Source organism: Burkholderia sp. WSM2230, assembly GCF_000472445.1.
In the GTDB taxonomy this organism is placed as follows: domain Bacteria; phylum Pseudomonadota; class Gammaproteobacteria; order Burkholderiales; family Burkholderiaceae; genus Paraburkholderia.
The window spans coordinates 944,003-957,142 of record NZ_AXAJ01000001.1; the positions used below are offsets into that span (position 1 = coordinate 944,003).

General features: G+C 64.6%; 14 protein-coding genes. 7 read left to right on the forward strand and 7 right to left on the reverse strand.

Features of this window, described 5'->3' with window-relative positions:
• Positions 1 to 81 precede the first annotated feature (81 nt).
• Both A3AC_RS0104290 and A3AC_RS0104295 read left to right on the forward strand, forming a co-directional pair.
• Positions 82 to 909, forward strand: a complete 828-nt coding sequence (locus A3AC_RS0104290; protein WP_025597583.1) for a hypothetical protein — start codon at positions 82 to 84, stop codon at positions 907 to 909.
• Complete coding sequence (locus tag A3AC_RS0104295) at positions 869 to 2,014, forward strand: GGDEF domain-containing protein (protein WP_025597584.1); 1,146 nt, start codon at positions 869 to 871, stop codon at positions 2,012 to 2,014. Before A3AC_RS0104290 ends, A3AC_RS0104295 begins: the two co-directional genes overlap by 41 nt.
• A 167-nt stretch (positions 2,015 to 2,181) precedes the next feature.
• Here the strand turns inward: A3AC_RS0104295 and glgA are convergent, their stop codons facing one another.
• The 3 genes from glgA to A3AC_RS0104310 form a co-directional block, all read right to left on the reverse strand.
• Entirely contained in the window at positions 2,182 to 3,783 is a 1,602-nt protein-coding gene (gene glgA, locus A3AC_RS0104300; protein WP_025597585.1) for a glycogen synthase GlgA, read from the reverse strand.
• A 262-nt stretch (positions 3,784 to 4,045) separates the two neighbouring features.
• Complete coding sequence (locus A3AC_RS0104305; protein WP_025597586.1) at positions 4,046 to 5,518, reverse strand: sodium:solute symporter family protein; 1,473 nt, start codon at positions 5,516 to 5,518, stop codon at positions 4,046 to 4,048.
• Positions 5,515 to 5,730 (reverse strand): DUF3311 domain-containing protein, encoded by a 216-nt coding sequence (locus A3AC_RS0104310; protein WP_025597587.1) that lies wholly within the window; start codon positions 5,728 to 5,730, stop codon positions 5,515 to 5,517. Before A3AC_RS0104310 ends, A3AC_RS0104305 begins: the two co-directional genes overlap by 4 nt.
• Positions 5,731 to 6,103: 373 nt before the next feature.
• On the opposite strand from A3AC_RS0104310, the gene A3AC_RS0104320 reads away from it, so the two are divergent.
• Positions 6,104 to 6,784 (forward strand): MarC family protein, encoded by a 681-nt coding sequence (locus A3AC_RS0104320; protein WP_025597588.1) that lies wholly within the window; start codon positions 6,104 to 6,106, stop codon positions 6,782 to 6,784.
• A 43-nt stretch (positions 6,785 to 6,827) separates the two neighbouring features.
• Here A3AC_RS0104320 and A3AC_RS0104325 read toward each other — a convergent pair whose 3' ends face one another.
• Positions 6,828 to 8,582 carry a cobaltochelatase CobT-related protein gene (locus tag A3AC_RS0104325; protein WP_025597589.1) on the reverse strand — a complete coding sequence of 585 codons (1,755 nt, stop codon included), beginning with the start codon at positions 8,580 to 8,582 and terminating at the stop codon, positions 6,828 to 6,830.
• A gap of 7 nt (positions 8,583 to 8,589) precedes the next feature.
• The gene (locus tag A3AC_RS0104330; RefSeq protein WP_025597590.1) at positions 8,590 to 9,816 is read right to left on the reverse strand and encodes an AAA family ATPase; all 1,227 of its coding nucleotides are present in this window, start codon (positions 9,814 to 9,816) and stop codon (positions 8,590 to 8,592) included.
• A 292-nt stretch (positions 9,817 to 10,108) separates the two neighbouring features.
• Here A3AC_RS0104330 and A3AC_RS0104335 point away from each other — a divergent pair, with 292 nt between their 5' ends.
• Positions 10,109 to 11,215, forward strand: a complete 1,107-nt coding sequence (locus A3AC_RS0104335) for a porin (RefSeq protein ID WP_035474551.1) — start codon at positions 10,109 to 10,111, stop codon at positions 11,213 to 11,215.
• Positions 11,216 to 11,304: 89 nt separating this feature from the next.
• On the opposite strand, the gene A3AC_RS0104340 is transcribed toward A3AC_RS0104335, so the two are convergent.
• On the reverse strand, positions 11,305 to 11,520 hold the full coding sequence (locus A3AC_RS0104340) for a hypothetical protein (protein WP_025597592.1): 216 nt from the start codon (positions 11,518 to 11,520) through the stop codon (positions 11,305 to 11,307).
• 217 nt (positions 11,521 to 11,737) lie between these two features.
• Between A3AC_RS0104340 and A3AC_RS29010 the strand changes: the two genes are divergently transcribed.
• On the forward strand, positions 11,738 to 11,983 hold the full coding sequence (locus A3AC_RS29010) for a DUF6723 family protein (RefSeq protein ID WP_013341193.1): 246 nt from the start codon (positions 11,738 to 11,740) through the stop codon (positions 11,981 to 11,983).
• A 97-nt stretch (positions 11,984 to 12,080) separates the two neighbouring features.
• Here A3AC_RS29010 and A3AC_RS0104350 read toward each other — a convergent pair whose 3' ends face one another.
• Positions 12,081 to 12,317, reverse strand: coding sequence for a hypothetical protein (locus A3AC_RS0104350; protein WP_025597594.1), 237 nt, complete (start codon positions 12,315 to 12,317; stop codon positions 12,081 to 12,083).
• A gap of 265 nt (positions 12,318 to 12,582) precedes the next feature.
• Between A3AC_RS0104350 and A3AC_RS0104355 the strand changes: the two genes are divergently transcribed.
• Complete coding sequence (locus tag A3AC_RS0104355; RefSeq protein ID WP_025597595.1) at positions 12,583 to 12,915, forward strand: hypothetical protein; 333 nt, start codon at positions 12,583 to 12,585, stop codon at positions 12,913 to 12,915.
• A 28-nt stretch (positions 12,916 to 12,943) separates the two neighbouring features.
• Positions 12,944 to 13,114 (forward strand): hypothetical protein, encoded by a 171-nt coding sequence (locus A3AC_RS30600; RefSeq protein ID WP_006047046.1) that lies wholly within the window; start codon positions 12,944 to 12,946, stop codon positions 13,112 to 13,114.
• Positions 13,115 to 13,140: the final 26 nt, after the last annotated feature.

Consider the following 13,140-nt stretch of genomic DNA (forward strand, 5'->3'; position numbering starts at 1 on the left):
GCAGCGTTTGCATCGACCGTGCGAATTATATGAACCAGGCCTGATGCAGCGTCAGACGGAAGAATTGCGGAGCGTATTGCGATGTACAACGATCCTGACTTGCCTCATGTTCACACCGCCGACGACGATGCGGACCCCGACCGGGCAACTGCGCTAGCAGCCGGCGTGACGCCGCGCTTCGGGCGACTTGCGCTGTGCGTGGCCGCGGCGAGCGCGCTCGCTTTCGGCGTGGTGGGCACCGTCGCTTACGGCGTCTGGTTCAACAGCGATCAGCAGACCTACGCGGAGGCCATTGCCCGCGCGCGCCAGGCGTTGCGCATGCCTGCGCCGAACAATGCTGCGGCCGTGCTGGCGAAATCGTCGGAGAATGCCGGCGGTTTGCCGGAGACCAGCGCGGAGATTGCGCCGTCCTCTGCATTGGCAGCACCCGCACCAGCACCGCTCGCGATGTCCGCGCCTGGCGCTCCCGGCCGCAGTCCTGGCGTCGCGACGGGTGGGCCCGCCGACGCCATCGCGCTGCTCGACTTGCCGGCAATTCCAGCCCAATCGTCGGCGGCGAGCGTGGACGAACATCGCAAGCCGTCGACCTGGGCGGGCGAGATCATACGTCCTCAGGATGAAGAAGTGCTCGCGGACGACACCGCCGATGCGCCCTCGACCTCGGCCGCCACACCGGCCGTCTCTCTTCGCGCGACGCAAGCCAGCGCCGGCACCTCCGCAACCGCGGCGCCGCAGCTTGCATCGACCCGCACGGCGCGCGAAGCGAAATACGCACAGCAGGAACGGCGTGCGTCAGCCACCAGTCCGCGGCGTAAAGGCAATCTCTTTGCACGCATGGGCTCCTTCTTTCGACGCGTCAGCTATCGACATGGCAGCGGAAGTCAGCAAGACCTCTACTCGCATCCCTGAGCCGCTTTTCGGGTGGCGCCCGGGGCCGCTGCGCGCCAACGGCTGGCGGCTCACGCATGGACCCGCCACGGTCGCCGTAGCGTCCCTGCTGTGCCTGCTGATCGGCCTGCTGTATCTGGCGCTGCAGATCAAAACCGTGTTCTCCGATCAGGTCAAACAGGAATACGCGAGCCTCGTGCTCGAGGCTGTCGAGCACGCACAAACGGCGCGCGCGCGTGTCGGCGTCTGGGACCAGGTGCCAGGCGCGCACGATACCGCCGCCAGCGGCTATCGCGACGCGCGCGCAGAGCTCACGCGGCGCCTTGCGTCGCTCGCCGCGCTCGTGAATGCGAGCCCCGCCGGCGCGCCGCGTATGCCTTCGTCCGTGTTATTGCCAGATGCCACGCTGACGGAAATGGACGCGTTGCTCGAGAACGCGTCGTCCTATTGGCACGCGCAACGCGACGCGCACAGTGCCGACATCCGCAAACGGATTACCCTCGTCTCGCGCATGCTGATTGCGATCGCCGCGCTGCTGTTCTGCATGCTGATCACGGCGCTCGGCATGTACGCAAAGCGCAACCGGCAACTGGCCGGCCAGTCGCACGAATTCGAGCATGCGGCGCTACACGATCCGATGACTGGCCTCGCGAACCGGCGCAAGCTCGTTGCCGCATTGCAGGAGGCCGCAATGCAGGCTTCCACGGACGCAAGCGCGCGCAAAATGGCCGTCCTGTATGTGGATCTCGACGGCTTCAAGCAGGTCAACGATTCGCTGGGCCATCGGGTAGGCGACGAGTTTCTGATCGAGGTCTCGAAGCGCTTTCGCGAATCGGTGCGCAGAGACGACGTCGTCGCGCGGATCGGCGGCGATGAGTTCGCGGTTCTCGTTCACCAGTTTTGCGCGCAGGAGGAATTGCGTCACATCGCGCAGCGCCTGATTGACTGCGTGGAGCGCACCGATGAACAGATGAGCGTGGGCATGGTTCGCGCAAGCATCGGCATTGCGAGCTATCCCGATCCGGTCGCCGACTATCGCCGCCTCGTTGCCGCCGCCGACGAAGCAATGTATCAGGTCAAGCGTAGCGGCAAGGACGGCTACGCGTTCGCATCGTCCGCGGTTTGAGGGGAGGCGGGGGCGCGTTGGTTGCGGAGCCAGCGGCCTGAGTGTGCCGCGTATGTCGTTCGCGTGCGCGGCCACGAGGTGCGCGCGGACTGAGTGCGCGGCCGGCGGCGTGCACAGTAGAGCGCAACTGCGCCGCGGCCCTGCGGCCCTGCGGCCCTGCGCGATTATTACGCGCTCCGAACCATTTCACCGACTCCGGCGCTAAACGCTTCGTCCCGGTGAACCTGCCGCGCTCCTGCGGACGCCGCGGTTCTCGCGCGGCCAGGCGTCTTGCGAACGCGCGTGTCGCGCCGCGCGGGACGAGCATCGACGAGATCCGCGTACAGCGCGAGATAGTTCGACGTGGACACTTCCCAGCTCGAATCGCGGCTCATCGCATTGCGCTGCAACGCATGCCACGACGACGGCCGCACAAAAGCGGCCAACGCGCGGCCCAGTGCCTGCACCACGTCGTTGGCGTCTTCGCCGTCGAACAGGAAGCCGGTCGCGCAGTCTTCGCCGCGTGCGTGATCCGGCGCGTAGTCGACGATGGTATCCGCGAGGCCGCCGACGCCCGAGGCCACTGGAATCGTGCCGTAACGCATTGCATAGAGTTGCGTGAGTCCGCAAGGCTCGAAGCGGCTGCCGTGCAGCAGGATATCCGCGCCCGCGTGCAGCATGTGTGCGCGCCGTTCGTCGTAACCGATCTGCACGTCCACCCGGCTGGGCCACGCGGCAGCCAGTTCCTGCATGGCGTGTTCGAGCGCCCGTTCGCCCTGGCCGAGAATCGCGAACTGCAAACGTGGATGTTGCTCGAGCAAGACCGGCAATGCACGTATCACCACGTCAGCGAGTTTCTGCTCCGTCAGCCGGCTGCCAATCGCGACGAGCGGGGCGAATGGGTCGCGCGTCAGGCCGGACGCCTGTTGCAACTCGCGCTTGCAGGCCTGCTTGCCGGCCGTGTCGTCGACGGAATAGGGGCGCGCGATGTGCGCGTCGGTGGCCGGATTCCACGCGGACGTATCGATGCCATTGACGATGCCCGAAAGCTTCGCCGCCTGTGCCTGCAGCACGCCCTCCATTCCGTTGCCGAAGCGCGGCGTCAGGATCTCGCGTGCATAGCGCTGACTGACGGTCGTCACGCGATCCGCGTGCACGATGCCGGCCTTCATCATGCTGAGCGATCCGTAAAATTCGATGCTGCGCTCGTCGCTCAGTGCCGGCACCAGCAATTCGGGCGGCACGCCAATCCAGCCGCCCATCGCGAGCGGATGATTGCCTTGGAACGCGAGGTTGTGAATCGTGAATACGCTTTTTGCGGCCACGCCGGCAAGCCGCATGTAAAGCGGCGTGAGGCCTGCGTGCCAATCGTGCGCATGCACGATGTCGGGGCGCTTCAGGTTGCGAACGCCGCGCGCCACGCGCGTGGCCGCTGCCGCTAGCGAGGCGAAGCGCGCGAGGTTGTCGAGGTAGTCGCGTCCTTGCGGGTCTCGGTACATACCCTCGCGTGCGAACAGGTGGTCCATTTGCAGCAGCAGCACCGTCACGCCGCTGTCGGGCATGCGCGCGCGCAACAGACGCGCGTCGCCGCCGGGCAGCCCGGTCATGCGCGCAACCGGCGCGACGTCCACGGCTTTTTCCAGCGCCGCCGGATAGGCGGGCATCAGGATAGAGACGTCGACGCCCGCATCGCGCAGGGCCCCAGCATAGGCACTGACCATGTCGCCGAGTCCGCCGGATTTCGCGAGAGGAAGAGCTTCGGAAGCGACAAGTAGGACGTTAAGCGGCAAGATGGCCCCCGAGGACGCGATTTGCACTTGTGCAGTGCGGCGGAAACACAGGGCCATGAAATAGCAAGCGCTGTGCCCGGCATGGCGTTCGTCACGGGCGGCTCTGAAACCGGGGCGTTTCAACGGCAACCATCAGTTACTGCGCCATCTTCGCGTCGTGCGTTCCGGGCGTTTTTTTCACGCGAGTGTATTTTTGACGTCCCAGTGTGTATGCGCAAAAAACCGTCGCGCAAGGCGACGGCCAGGTGAGAGCCGCTTATAACTAATGCGCCGATGCGTGCGCTTGCTCGACGCGTCCGCCCTGCGTCATCGCACTCACAATAACGAAGACGATCACGTTCACGGCCAGCGCAACGAAGCCAATGTTCACGTCTTTGAGCGCGTCGGGCAGGAAGGGCATCAATTGTCCAATTGTCAGATGCATGGTCGTGGTGATCGCGACCACCGCGACGCCCGCGACGATGCCGCAGAATGCCCCTTGCTTCGTGGCCCGATTGCGCGGAAAGAGGCTGCAAACCACCGCCGGAAAGAGCTGCGTGACGAAGCTGTAGCCCATCAGCAGCAACGCGACGATGGTCTCGCCGCCGTGCAGCGTGAAGGCCACCGCGACCAGTGCGACGACCGGCACGAGAACGCGCGCCAGGTTCGCGACGGAGGCGTCCGATGCATTGCGGTTCACCATGCCGCGATAGACGTCATTGGCGAGCAGCGTCGAGGCCGAGGTGAGGATCATCGAGCCCGGCACCAGCGCCGTGAGAATGCCGGCCGCGCCTATCACGCCGACGAACCACGGGTCGAAGGTCTGCAACGAAAGGCGGAACAGCGACAGGTCGATGTCGCCGCCTTTGAGCCCCGGCACCTTAAGCGTCGCCGCGAATCCCACGAAGAACACGAACAGCAGGATCAATTGATAGAGCGGCAGCACGATCGCATTGCGGCGGAAAATGCGCTCGTCCTTCGCGGTGAAGATCGAGCCGAATGTGTGCGGCCACATGAAAAACCCAAGCGCCGTGAGCAGCACGGTGGACTGGAACCACGTCACGCTGGAGCCTTTCGCCGGGAAAGTCAGGAAGCCGGGGCGGGCGGTGTCGATCGCATGGAACATTTCGCCGAGGCTGCCGTAGTAGTGCAGCGGCAGATAAATGCCGAGGAACAGCACGATGGCGAGAATCAGCAGGTCTTTTACGACCGAGTTCCATGCGGAGCCGCGCACGCCCGAGACGATCACATATGCGGTGACCACGGCGGCGCCGATCCAGATAGCGGCCGTCGACGAAATCGCGCCATACGAAGCGGTCGCGACGATAATGCCGAGCCCCTTCAATTGCAGAACCAGATAGGGAATCAGCGCAGCCACGCCGACCAGCGCGACGAGCGTACCGAGCGCGGGGCTGTCGTATTTGCGGGTGAAAAAATGCGGCTGGGACACGAGACGCTGCTGCTTCGCAAAACGCCAGATGGGCGGCAGCATCCAGTACGACAGGATGTACGCGAGCGTGCCGTACGCGAGAATGTAATAGACAGCCGCGCCTTTGCCGTACGCAAAGCCGCTGCCGCCGAGGAACGTGAACGTCGTGTAGATTTCCCCGGCCATCAGCAGGAACACGAAGGCGGTGCCGAAGCTGCGGCCGCCTACGGTCCACTGTTCGAGGCTCATGTCGTGGCCATGCTTTGCGCGCACACCGAGAAACAGCGCAAACAGCGTAATCGCTGCAATGATGACGAGCGCGCTCATGGGCGGACCTCCTCGCTGTCCGCGGCAATCTGGCGATTCGACGAGTCAAGACGGTAGACAATCGCCATGATGATCGAACTCAGTACCACCCACGCGACGATCCAGCCCAGCACGAACGGCATGCCGAGCACGAGCGGCTCGACGCGATTCACAAACGGAATACCGAGCAGAATGCCGACAAACGGCAGCGCGGCGAGTACACGAAGCAACATGGGGCAACTCCTCGAACTGTAAGTACGTTTCGTTGAAAGTGCGGCTTCGCTGGGGACTGTATGCCTGATGCTTGCGTCGCGTAAAGTAGTTCAAAAAAGCTGTAGGCTGGATGAAAGTTGCGTGCGCATCGATCTACGCTTCCCGCGCGTGTGCTTGTTGCGTTGCAATCCGCGGTCTTCGCGCCCGGCGCACGCAGCCCATGCGTGGCAGCCAGACCCTTTTTCGCGGATTTATATCGCGCCGCGATATGATTCTGGCCACGCAAGGCGCGCGGGCTCTTAAGGCGCCGCGCCTCCGGTTCAACTACACGGCGCGGCGCGCCCACCGCATGGCAGTCGGCATGTTCGGGGCGCCGCTCGACACGGATCGTATATGGTCGAAAGTCTGATCTCGGACATTCTGTTCGGCTTCACCGGGCTGATCAGCATCATCAACCCGATCGGCGTTGCCTTTGTTTTTCTCGACCGTACCGCTTCGTTGACGACGGAGGAACGCACGGCCCTCGCGCGAAAGATCGCGATCAATGTCGTCTGCGTGCTGCTGGTGGCGTTTTTCATCGGTACGCCGATTCTGCATTTCTTCGGCATTTCGATGGAGGCATTGCGCATCGGCGGCGGACTGGCGGTCGCGGTGGGCGGCTGGCAAATGCTGAATGCGCCCGACACGCAGCCCGCCGAACAGCCGGGCGTAAAGCGCGTGGACGCGGAAAACGCGAAGGCGAGAGCGTTCTTCCCGCTGACGATTCCGTTGACCACTGGCCCCGGTTCCATTGCCACGGCCATTGCGCTGACCGCGAACCGTACGCATAAGCTCTCCGAGTTCGTGCTGTCGGGCATCGCTTCGGTGGTGATCTCGCTCGCAGTGGCGCTAACCGTCTACCTGGTCTATAGCCGCTCGGTCGTGTTCGCGCGCTATCTCGGCGCAGAAGGCACCAAGGTGGCAATGCGGGTTTCGTCGTTTCTGCTGTTGTGCATCGGCGTGCAGATCATGCTGACCGGCTTCTCCCAATTCCTGATCCCGATTGCGACGATGCAGCCGGCGCCGGGCCGTTGAGCGCGTACTCACGCGTCACGCATTACGCGTCACGCGGCGCGGCTCACCGCACGAGTAGCATCGAACTGAGCACCGAAAAGACCGTCGATGGCAATTGCGCAAGACGGCTCACCACCACGTTGTGCGGATAGAAGTCTTCGACGGCATCGGTCAGCACGCCGATGCCGACGAGCTCGATACCGCGCTTGCCGATTGCAGCCACACGTTCGCGCAGGTCGCTGCGCAGCACCTGCGGGTCGCCGTCGCCGGTCGAGGGGTAGCCGTCCGACAACACCATCAGGATGCGCCGCCCCGCCGGATGGTCGGCGAGCCGCGCGGCGGCCCAGGCAAGCGCCTCGCCGTCCGGGTTTTCGTAACCGCAGTCGATCGCGGCAATGCCGCTCATGTCGGTCGCGCCAAAGCGCTTGTATACCTTGAGGTCGAGCCGTTCGACGAAGCGGTTGTAGCGCCGCAGATCGGCGCCGTCTGCGCGCTGCCGTTCGTAGAGCTGCTGCATCGGCGCCGATTCGAGCGAGCAGTAGCCGAGCACTTCGCAATCGAACGACAACTGCGTGAGCGCGTCGCACAATGCGCTTGCGCAGAGCCGCGCGAGCTCGATCTTGCGGCCCGCCATCGAACCGCTGCGGTCGATCAGCAGCGTGACGGCAACGTCGCGGCCCTTGGACGGCCGCTGCGTGCGAAACGGCGTGCGATAGCCCGGCGAAGTCGCGAGCCGCGCGAGCGCCGTGCGGTCCAGCTCGCCGCGCTCCTGCTCGCGGCGCCAGCGGATGCGCTCGTCCGCACTCAGTGCGCGCTCAAGTTTGTCCTTCAGCGGTGCGGTGTCCGCGCGCGCCTGGGCCCGCAACGCGCGCCACGCGGCACTGTCGCCCTGACCCGTGAGATCGGCGATTTCATCGAACTCGGTGGCGAGCGGAATCGACAACTGGGGCCGCGCGAAGCCGGGCCGCGCGCTTGCCGCGTCGTGTGAGTCGGTAGACGGATGCTGCGCGCCGGCCAGCGTTTGAGCCATGCCCACTGCGTTTTCTGCCTGCGAGTCTGAGCTCATGGCGGATGGCGGCGAGGGTGCGTTGTCGTTCGCAGTGTTGTCGTGATTCAGCGCCGCATCGTCGAATGGGGCAGACGATGCCGCCGTGTCCGTTTCGATATCTTCGACGGGGCCCGCTGTGAAGCTCATCGTGTTGACGTCGCCCGCCGACAAGGCACGGACGCGTGCCACCAGTGCTTGGGCCGCCTCGATGCTTTGCGCGCTCGAACGGCTCGCGCGAGCCTGCACGAGGATGTCGTGAGCCGCGTGCAGGGCCGCCAGCAGCGAGTGGCTTGCTTCCGAGGCGTCCGCTTGTTCGTCCCAAAGCGCACGCTCGACAAGCCACGCGAGCCGGTCACGCCACCGCAGTTTCGGCCAACGCTGCCTCGCGCGTTCGGCGGCATGCAGACGCAGCTTGCCGATGAACCAGCGCGCCCCCGGATATTCGTCGAGCAGTTGGCCACACACGCGGCGGTCGTCGATCACTTGCGCGAGGCTGGCCGTGACGCCTCGCGGCAAGGCGTCGAGTTGCGCGAGCGACGCATGCTTTGCTCGCGCCACGAGCAGGTCGAGGTAACCGATCAGCACGTCACGCTCGACGCCGCCGTCCAGCGCATAGTCGGGTATCACGATGCGGCCTGGCTCGACGCGCGGGCCGTCGGGGCTGAACACCACGGCCACGCCATACTGTCCGGTCAGCACCCGCGCGATCTTGCCGAGTGTCGATTCGAATGCGAAGCCGCGCGCGTCAGCCATTGCATGCCGGGCGTTCATGAGTGCGTCAGCCCGCCGGTGCAATGTGATGGCGGATGATTCCGCGAATCAGCGCCGCATCCTCGGGGCTGACTTTCGCGTAGATAGCGGGGCCGGCGGCGCGCTCCGGGTCGCCGGTGCGCAGCATCAGCTCGGCCCAGTCGAGCAGGCGCCGCGTGGAGAACGCGCTCGACAGGTCCTCGCGCGCGAAGGCCGCGCGGCAGTCCGCGGCAATCGCGGCGAGCGTGGCAGCAAGCGGGCGGGACATGTGCGGCGCCAGCGTGCGCATGAGCACGTCGGTTTCCTCGGCGGGCGACAGGTAGTCGAGGAGATACACGCGCCAGCGGTCGAGAAACGCCTCGTTCATCAGATTCGCGCCCTGGTACAGATGGCGGAACTGGCTCATTGCGCCCACCGCGTTGGCGGTCGCAAAGAGCCGGAAAGAGGCATGCGGCGCGACGATCTCATTACCCTTTTCCTTCAGTACGAGACGGCCGTGCGGTTCGAGCACCGCGGTCAGCGCCGCGAGAATCGACGGCTCGGCAAAATCGATTTCGTCGACGATCAGCCAGTGGCCTTCGCGCATCGCGGTGGGTAACACGCCGTCGACCCACAGCGTTTCGCCGCCCTTGACCGTCCAGAAGCCGACAAAGTCGCCCACTGTTGTCTGGCCGTTCATATTGGATCGCAGCACGCCGTGATGCGAGCGCGCGGCGACCTGCTCGATCAGGCTGGTTTTGCCCGCGCCCGTGTGCCCGATCAGCATGACGCGCCGGTTTTCCACGATATCTTCGAGAATGTCGTTAAAGCGTGCCGAAAACAGATACGCCGGGTTGAAGCGCGGCACGAGCGGACCGCCGGCGCCGCAAGGCACTTCGATATCGCCGATCGGAACCGTCGTCGCATCAGATGGCGTCTTGCCTTGCCGCGTCGCGCGCGCGTGCGCTGCAGCGCGGTGCAGGTGCGGCATGAAGTTGTCGCGGTCGCATGAGGGCGCGGCGTCTATGGAGTTGTTGGCGGCTTGCAGCGCGAAACCCTCGCGGCGCCATTTCTTCAGCTTGGCGCGCAGGTTCTCGGCGTCGACCACCAGGTCCATGTCGACGGCGCCATGCCGACCGCCGTCGTCGACACCGTGTTCAAGCCGGTAGGTCTCGGGCCGGTCCGCGACGCTCACGCGCCACCACTCCGCGGCGCTTTCAGTCATGCGTCGATAGAGGCCAAGGTATTCTTCTTCGATCAGATCGGGCGTATTCATCGGCATTCTGCGGGGAAATGGGTCCGTCACGAGTCCGGCAGGATAACCAGCCTGGCTCGTGCCGATTGACCGGCTATCTTAACTTGGCCGGCTTTGGAGGCACCGAACTGAGCGACGGCGCGAAGTCGAGTGCGGACCTCGCAAGAAACTATTGCGCAAAACGGATAGTGGCCGTAGCGAGCATCGCCTATAGTTCGGCGGCAATGCGTGCAGTTCGCTTTGCGTCTGCTGTGCCCATACCGCGTCACAAGAAAGCGCATAAGAAAACGTCACAAGAACGGATGGCGAGACAATGAGACTACACACAAAACTGGTGGCCGCACTCGCGTTGGCAAGCCCGCTCGCCTATGGCCAAACGAGCGTGACGCTCTATGGCCGCCTCGATGCCGGCATCGAATACATGAATCACATCAACAACGGCGCGGGCGGGAGTTCGAGCCGCTGGCGCGCCGAAGGCGGCGACTGGGGCACCAGCATGCTGGGCCTGAAAGGCAGTGAGGATCTGGGCGGCGGACTCAAGGGGATCTTCAACCTCGAAACCGGCCTGCAGGTGATGGACGGCACGACGAGCGGCGGACGGCTGTGGTCGCGCCGCGCGTTCGTGGGACTCAGCAGCCAGCAATGGGGCACGCTGCAAGCGGGCCGCAATCTGTTCATCGACAGCGACGGCGTGTGGGAATTCGATCCCTTCGTGCAGCAGGCGTTTTCGTCGGCGTCGCTCGTGCGCGGACGGAACTGGCAGCAGACCAGCAATAACGTCGAATATCACAGCCCGGTGTTCTGGGGCTTCGACGTGCAGGCGCAATACGCATTCGGCAATCAACCCGGCGCGTTCAACAGCGGCGCGAGCGGCGAATTCGGCCGCTCGGACGGCATCATGCTGACCTATCATTCGCAACTCTTCGACGTACGCGGCATTTACGACGAACTGCGCGACAGCAATGGACGTTTCTCGAACATCTTCCAGAGTTCGCGTGAATACTTCGTCGGTGCCAATGTGCATTTCGATGCGGTGAAGATTCAGGGCGCCTATACCCATTACTCGGCACCGGATTCGCCGGCCGGCGTTGCCGATACCGCGGACCACTACTGGCTCGGCGCTACCTACAACTTCCAGCCGCGCTGGGCCGTCACCGCGGGCGGCTACTACGTGAAGGTCGGCGACGGCGCGGGCGACTCCGCGCACGATCCCTCCGGGCACGCCATGATGTACGTGCTCGGCACCACCTATAACCTCTCGAGGCGCACCTTCCTTTACGGCACCGTGGGCTACGTGCGCAACAGCGGCAACGCGAATTTTTCGCTGCAGGCGTCGCCGCGCGACTCGTCGAGCAACACGAGCCCGCTCGTCGGCGAATCGCAGACGGGCGCTTACGTCGGCATGCTGCATCAGTTCTGATTCGCGAGGCGCCGGTTTAAGCGGCGCGATTGCTAACGCGCGAGGCGGCCTCGCACCTCGGTCCGCGCGAGCCTCACGCCAATTGCGAGTCAGTGGCACGCGCGCCGCAGTGCACGCACCGGCGGCGGCTTCGCAGGCGGGTCGCCTTCGGGCGCGCCGGGCGGCGCACCGCCCGGGTCGTCATCCGGCGCGGGCGGCGGATCGGGATCGATGTTCGGGGCCGGCGGCTTCTCCGGGTCGATCTCAGGCGGCGTCGGCGTATGCATCACGCGAGGCGCTGCGTCGTGAGCGTGTGACAGGGTCATCGTTACCTCCACCTGCTTCTGTTTCTGCTGCTGTTTCTGTCGTTCCTTACTGCGCGCAATGCGCATGCCCCTTGTTTCCTTCATCGCCTTTCGCGTAGCGGCTTCCGCACGTGGAACGGTCGTTGCTCTGTTCGATCACGCGCAATGCACGTGGCATTGCGCGCACAGCTTGGGGTGCTTCGTCGAGCACCGCGAATACAGGGACAGGGAAACACAAATGGCGCGACACAAGGCCGACGTTGCTGACGATGAGTTCGAGATTTTCGCCAGCTATCACGGAACAGGCGACGGCCGTTATGTAGGTGGACTGAAGGTCCTCCGCAAAGCGGACAGGAGGATTCTCTTTCCGTTCGACGGTGCGCCGGAGATCGGTCCATACGAGACGGCCGATGAAGCGCGCCGCGCCGCCATCGAGTATGGCAAGCAGATCGTGGCGGCCGATCGCGCTTCGCCGGAAAAGTGATGACGGCGGGCTCGCAACCTCGAGCGCGGCGCGCTCGCGCGCCACATCCAGGCGACGCGCTGACGTGCAACATCCAGGGGCGGCGCGCGAGCGCGCCTCAGGGCATCCCGCCGAGCGACGGCGAAATCGTGCTGCCGCGATCCGGATCGTCGGGATGTTCGTCGGGCACCGTGGGACGTGCCGAGAGCGGCGGATGGCTGCGATAGCAGGCGTCGATGGAATCGTTCACTACGCACTGTGCGAACGCGTCGGCATCGCTCTTTTGGGCGAACGTGTAAAGGGTTCGTTCGACTTGCACTTCCGTATCGGATACGCGAATGGTCGTGACAGGCATGAGGCGCTCCTTTTTACAAAGATGATTCCGAAGCTTCAGCGTTGATCACGCAATGGACGTGCCCAATGGATGCTCAATGCGTACTCAATGCGTGTGCGTGCGCGAATGCATGCCTGACGCGTGCGCGAAGCGTGCCGAAGGCATCAGCTAACCACGCGCAAATGAAGACCTGAGCACGGCAGTTGCAAGGCCACAAGGCAAGCTTCATCGGTTGGGGTCCATATGTTGCTGCGACACAGGAGTAGCCGATAAAAGGAGAGCCACTATGCAGCCCGGAATGCAGCCCGAATCGCACGCCGAGACAAAGCCCGACACACAACCTCACACACAGTCGAACCAGCAGCCCGACACCCCACGCGCGAATGCCGATGCTCCCGAACCGACACCGGAAGTCAAAGCGCGCAACCAGCCGAGCGGCGCGCACTACGTCGAGCCGAGTCCACTGGGCATCGAGTCGGTCGTGCAGACCGGCGTCGATCAACAGACGAATCCGCCGCGCTCGAACCAGCACCCCGAGCAGACCGCAGAGGTTCCGCTCGGCACTGGCGCGCATGCGGAGCCGGCGGGCGGCGGGGGGCGGGCGTCGCACAAGAACTGATCGCGTCAAACACCAAACGGAGAGACATATGCAACAGGACAACGAACCCCTGAATCCCGGTGACGAAGCGCCTCCCGACGCGCCCGGCGTGGGCGAAGACATTTGCCGCGCCTGTCACGGCACCGGCAAGGTGGAGGGAAAGCAATGCACGGTGTGCGGCGGCACGGGGAAAGTGCTGCAGGGCATCGGCGGCGGCTGAGCTTTCGTGTGAAGGCTGTCGGGCGT

Bases quoted from the DNA above. Each gene is read 5' to 3' on its own strand.
- A3AC_RS0104355 (WP_025597595.1), top strand. From the start codon at position 12,583: ATGCAGCCCGGAATGCAGCCCGAATCGCACGCCGAGACAAAGCCCGAC.
- A3AC_RS30600 (WP_006047046.1), top strand. From the start codon at position 12,944: ATGCAACAGGACAACGAACCCCTGAATCCCGGTGACGAAGCGCCTCCC.
- A3AC_RS0104335 (WP_035474551.1), top strand. From the start codon at position 10,109: ATGAGACTACACACAAAACTGGTGGCCGCACTCGCGTTGGCAAGCCCG.
- A3AC_RS0104340 (WP_025597592.1), bottom strand. From the start codon at position 11,520: ATGACCCTGTCACACGCTCACGACGCAGCGCCTCGCGTGATGCATACG.
- A3AC_RS0104290 (WP_025597583.1), top strand. From the start codon at position 82: ATGTACAACGATCCTGACTTGCCTCATGTTCACACCGCCGACGACGAT.
- A3AC_RS0104305 (WP_025597586.1), bottom strand. From the start codon at position 5,518: ATGAGCGCGCTCGTCATCATTGCAGCGATTACGCTGTTTGCGCTGTTT.
- A3AC_RS0104320 (WP_025597588.1), top strand. From the start codon at position 6,104: ATGGTCGAAAGTCTGATCTCGGACATTCTGTTCGGCTTCACCGGGCTG.
- A3AC_RS0104295 (WP_025597584.1), top strand. From the start codon at position 869: ATGGCAGCGGAAGTCAGCAAGACCTCTACTCGCATCCCTGAGCCGCTT.
- A3AC_RS0104350 (WP_025597594.1), bottom strand. From the start codon at position 12,317: ATGCCTGTCACGACCATTCGCGTATCCGATACGGAAGTGCAAGTCGAA.
- A3AC_RS0104310 (WP_025597587.1), bottom strand. From the start codon at position 5,730: ATGTTGCTTCGTGTACTCGCCGCGCTGCCGTTTGTCGGCATTCTGCTC.
- A3AC_RS0104330 (WP_025597590.1), bottom strand. From the start codon at position 9,816: ATGAATACGCCCGATCTGATCGAAGAAGAATACCTTGGCCTCTATCGA.
- A3AC_RS29010 (WP_013341193.1), top strand. From the start codon at position 11,738: ATGGCGCGACACAAGGCCGACGTTGCTGACGATGAGTTCGAGATTTTC.
- A3AC_RS0104325 (WP_025597589.1), bottom strand. From the start codon at position 8,582: ATGAACGCCCGGCATGCAATGGCTGACGCGCGCGGCTTCGCATTCGAA.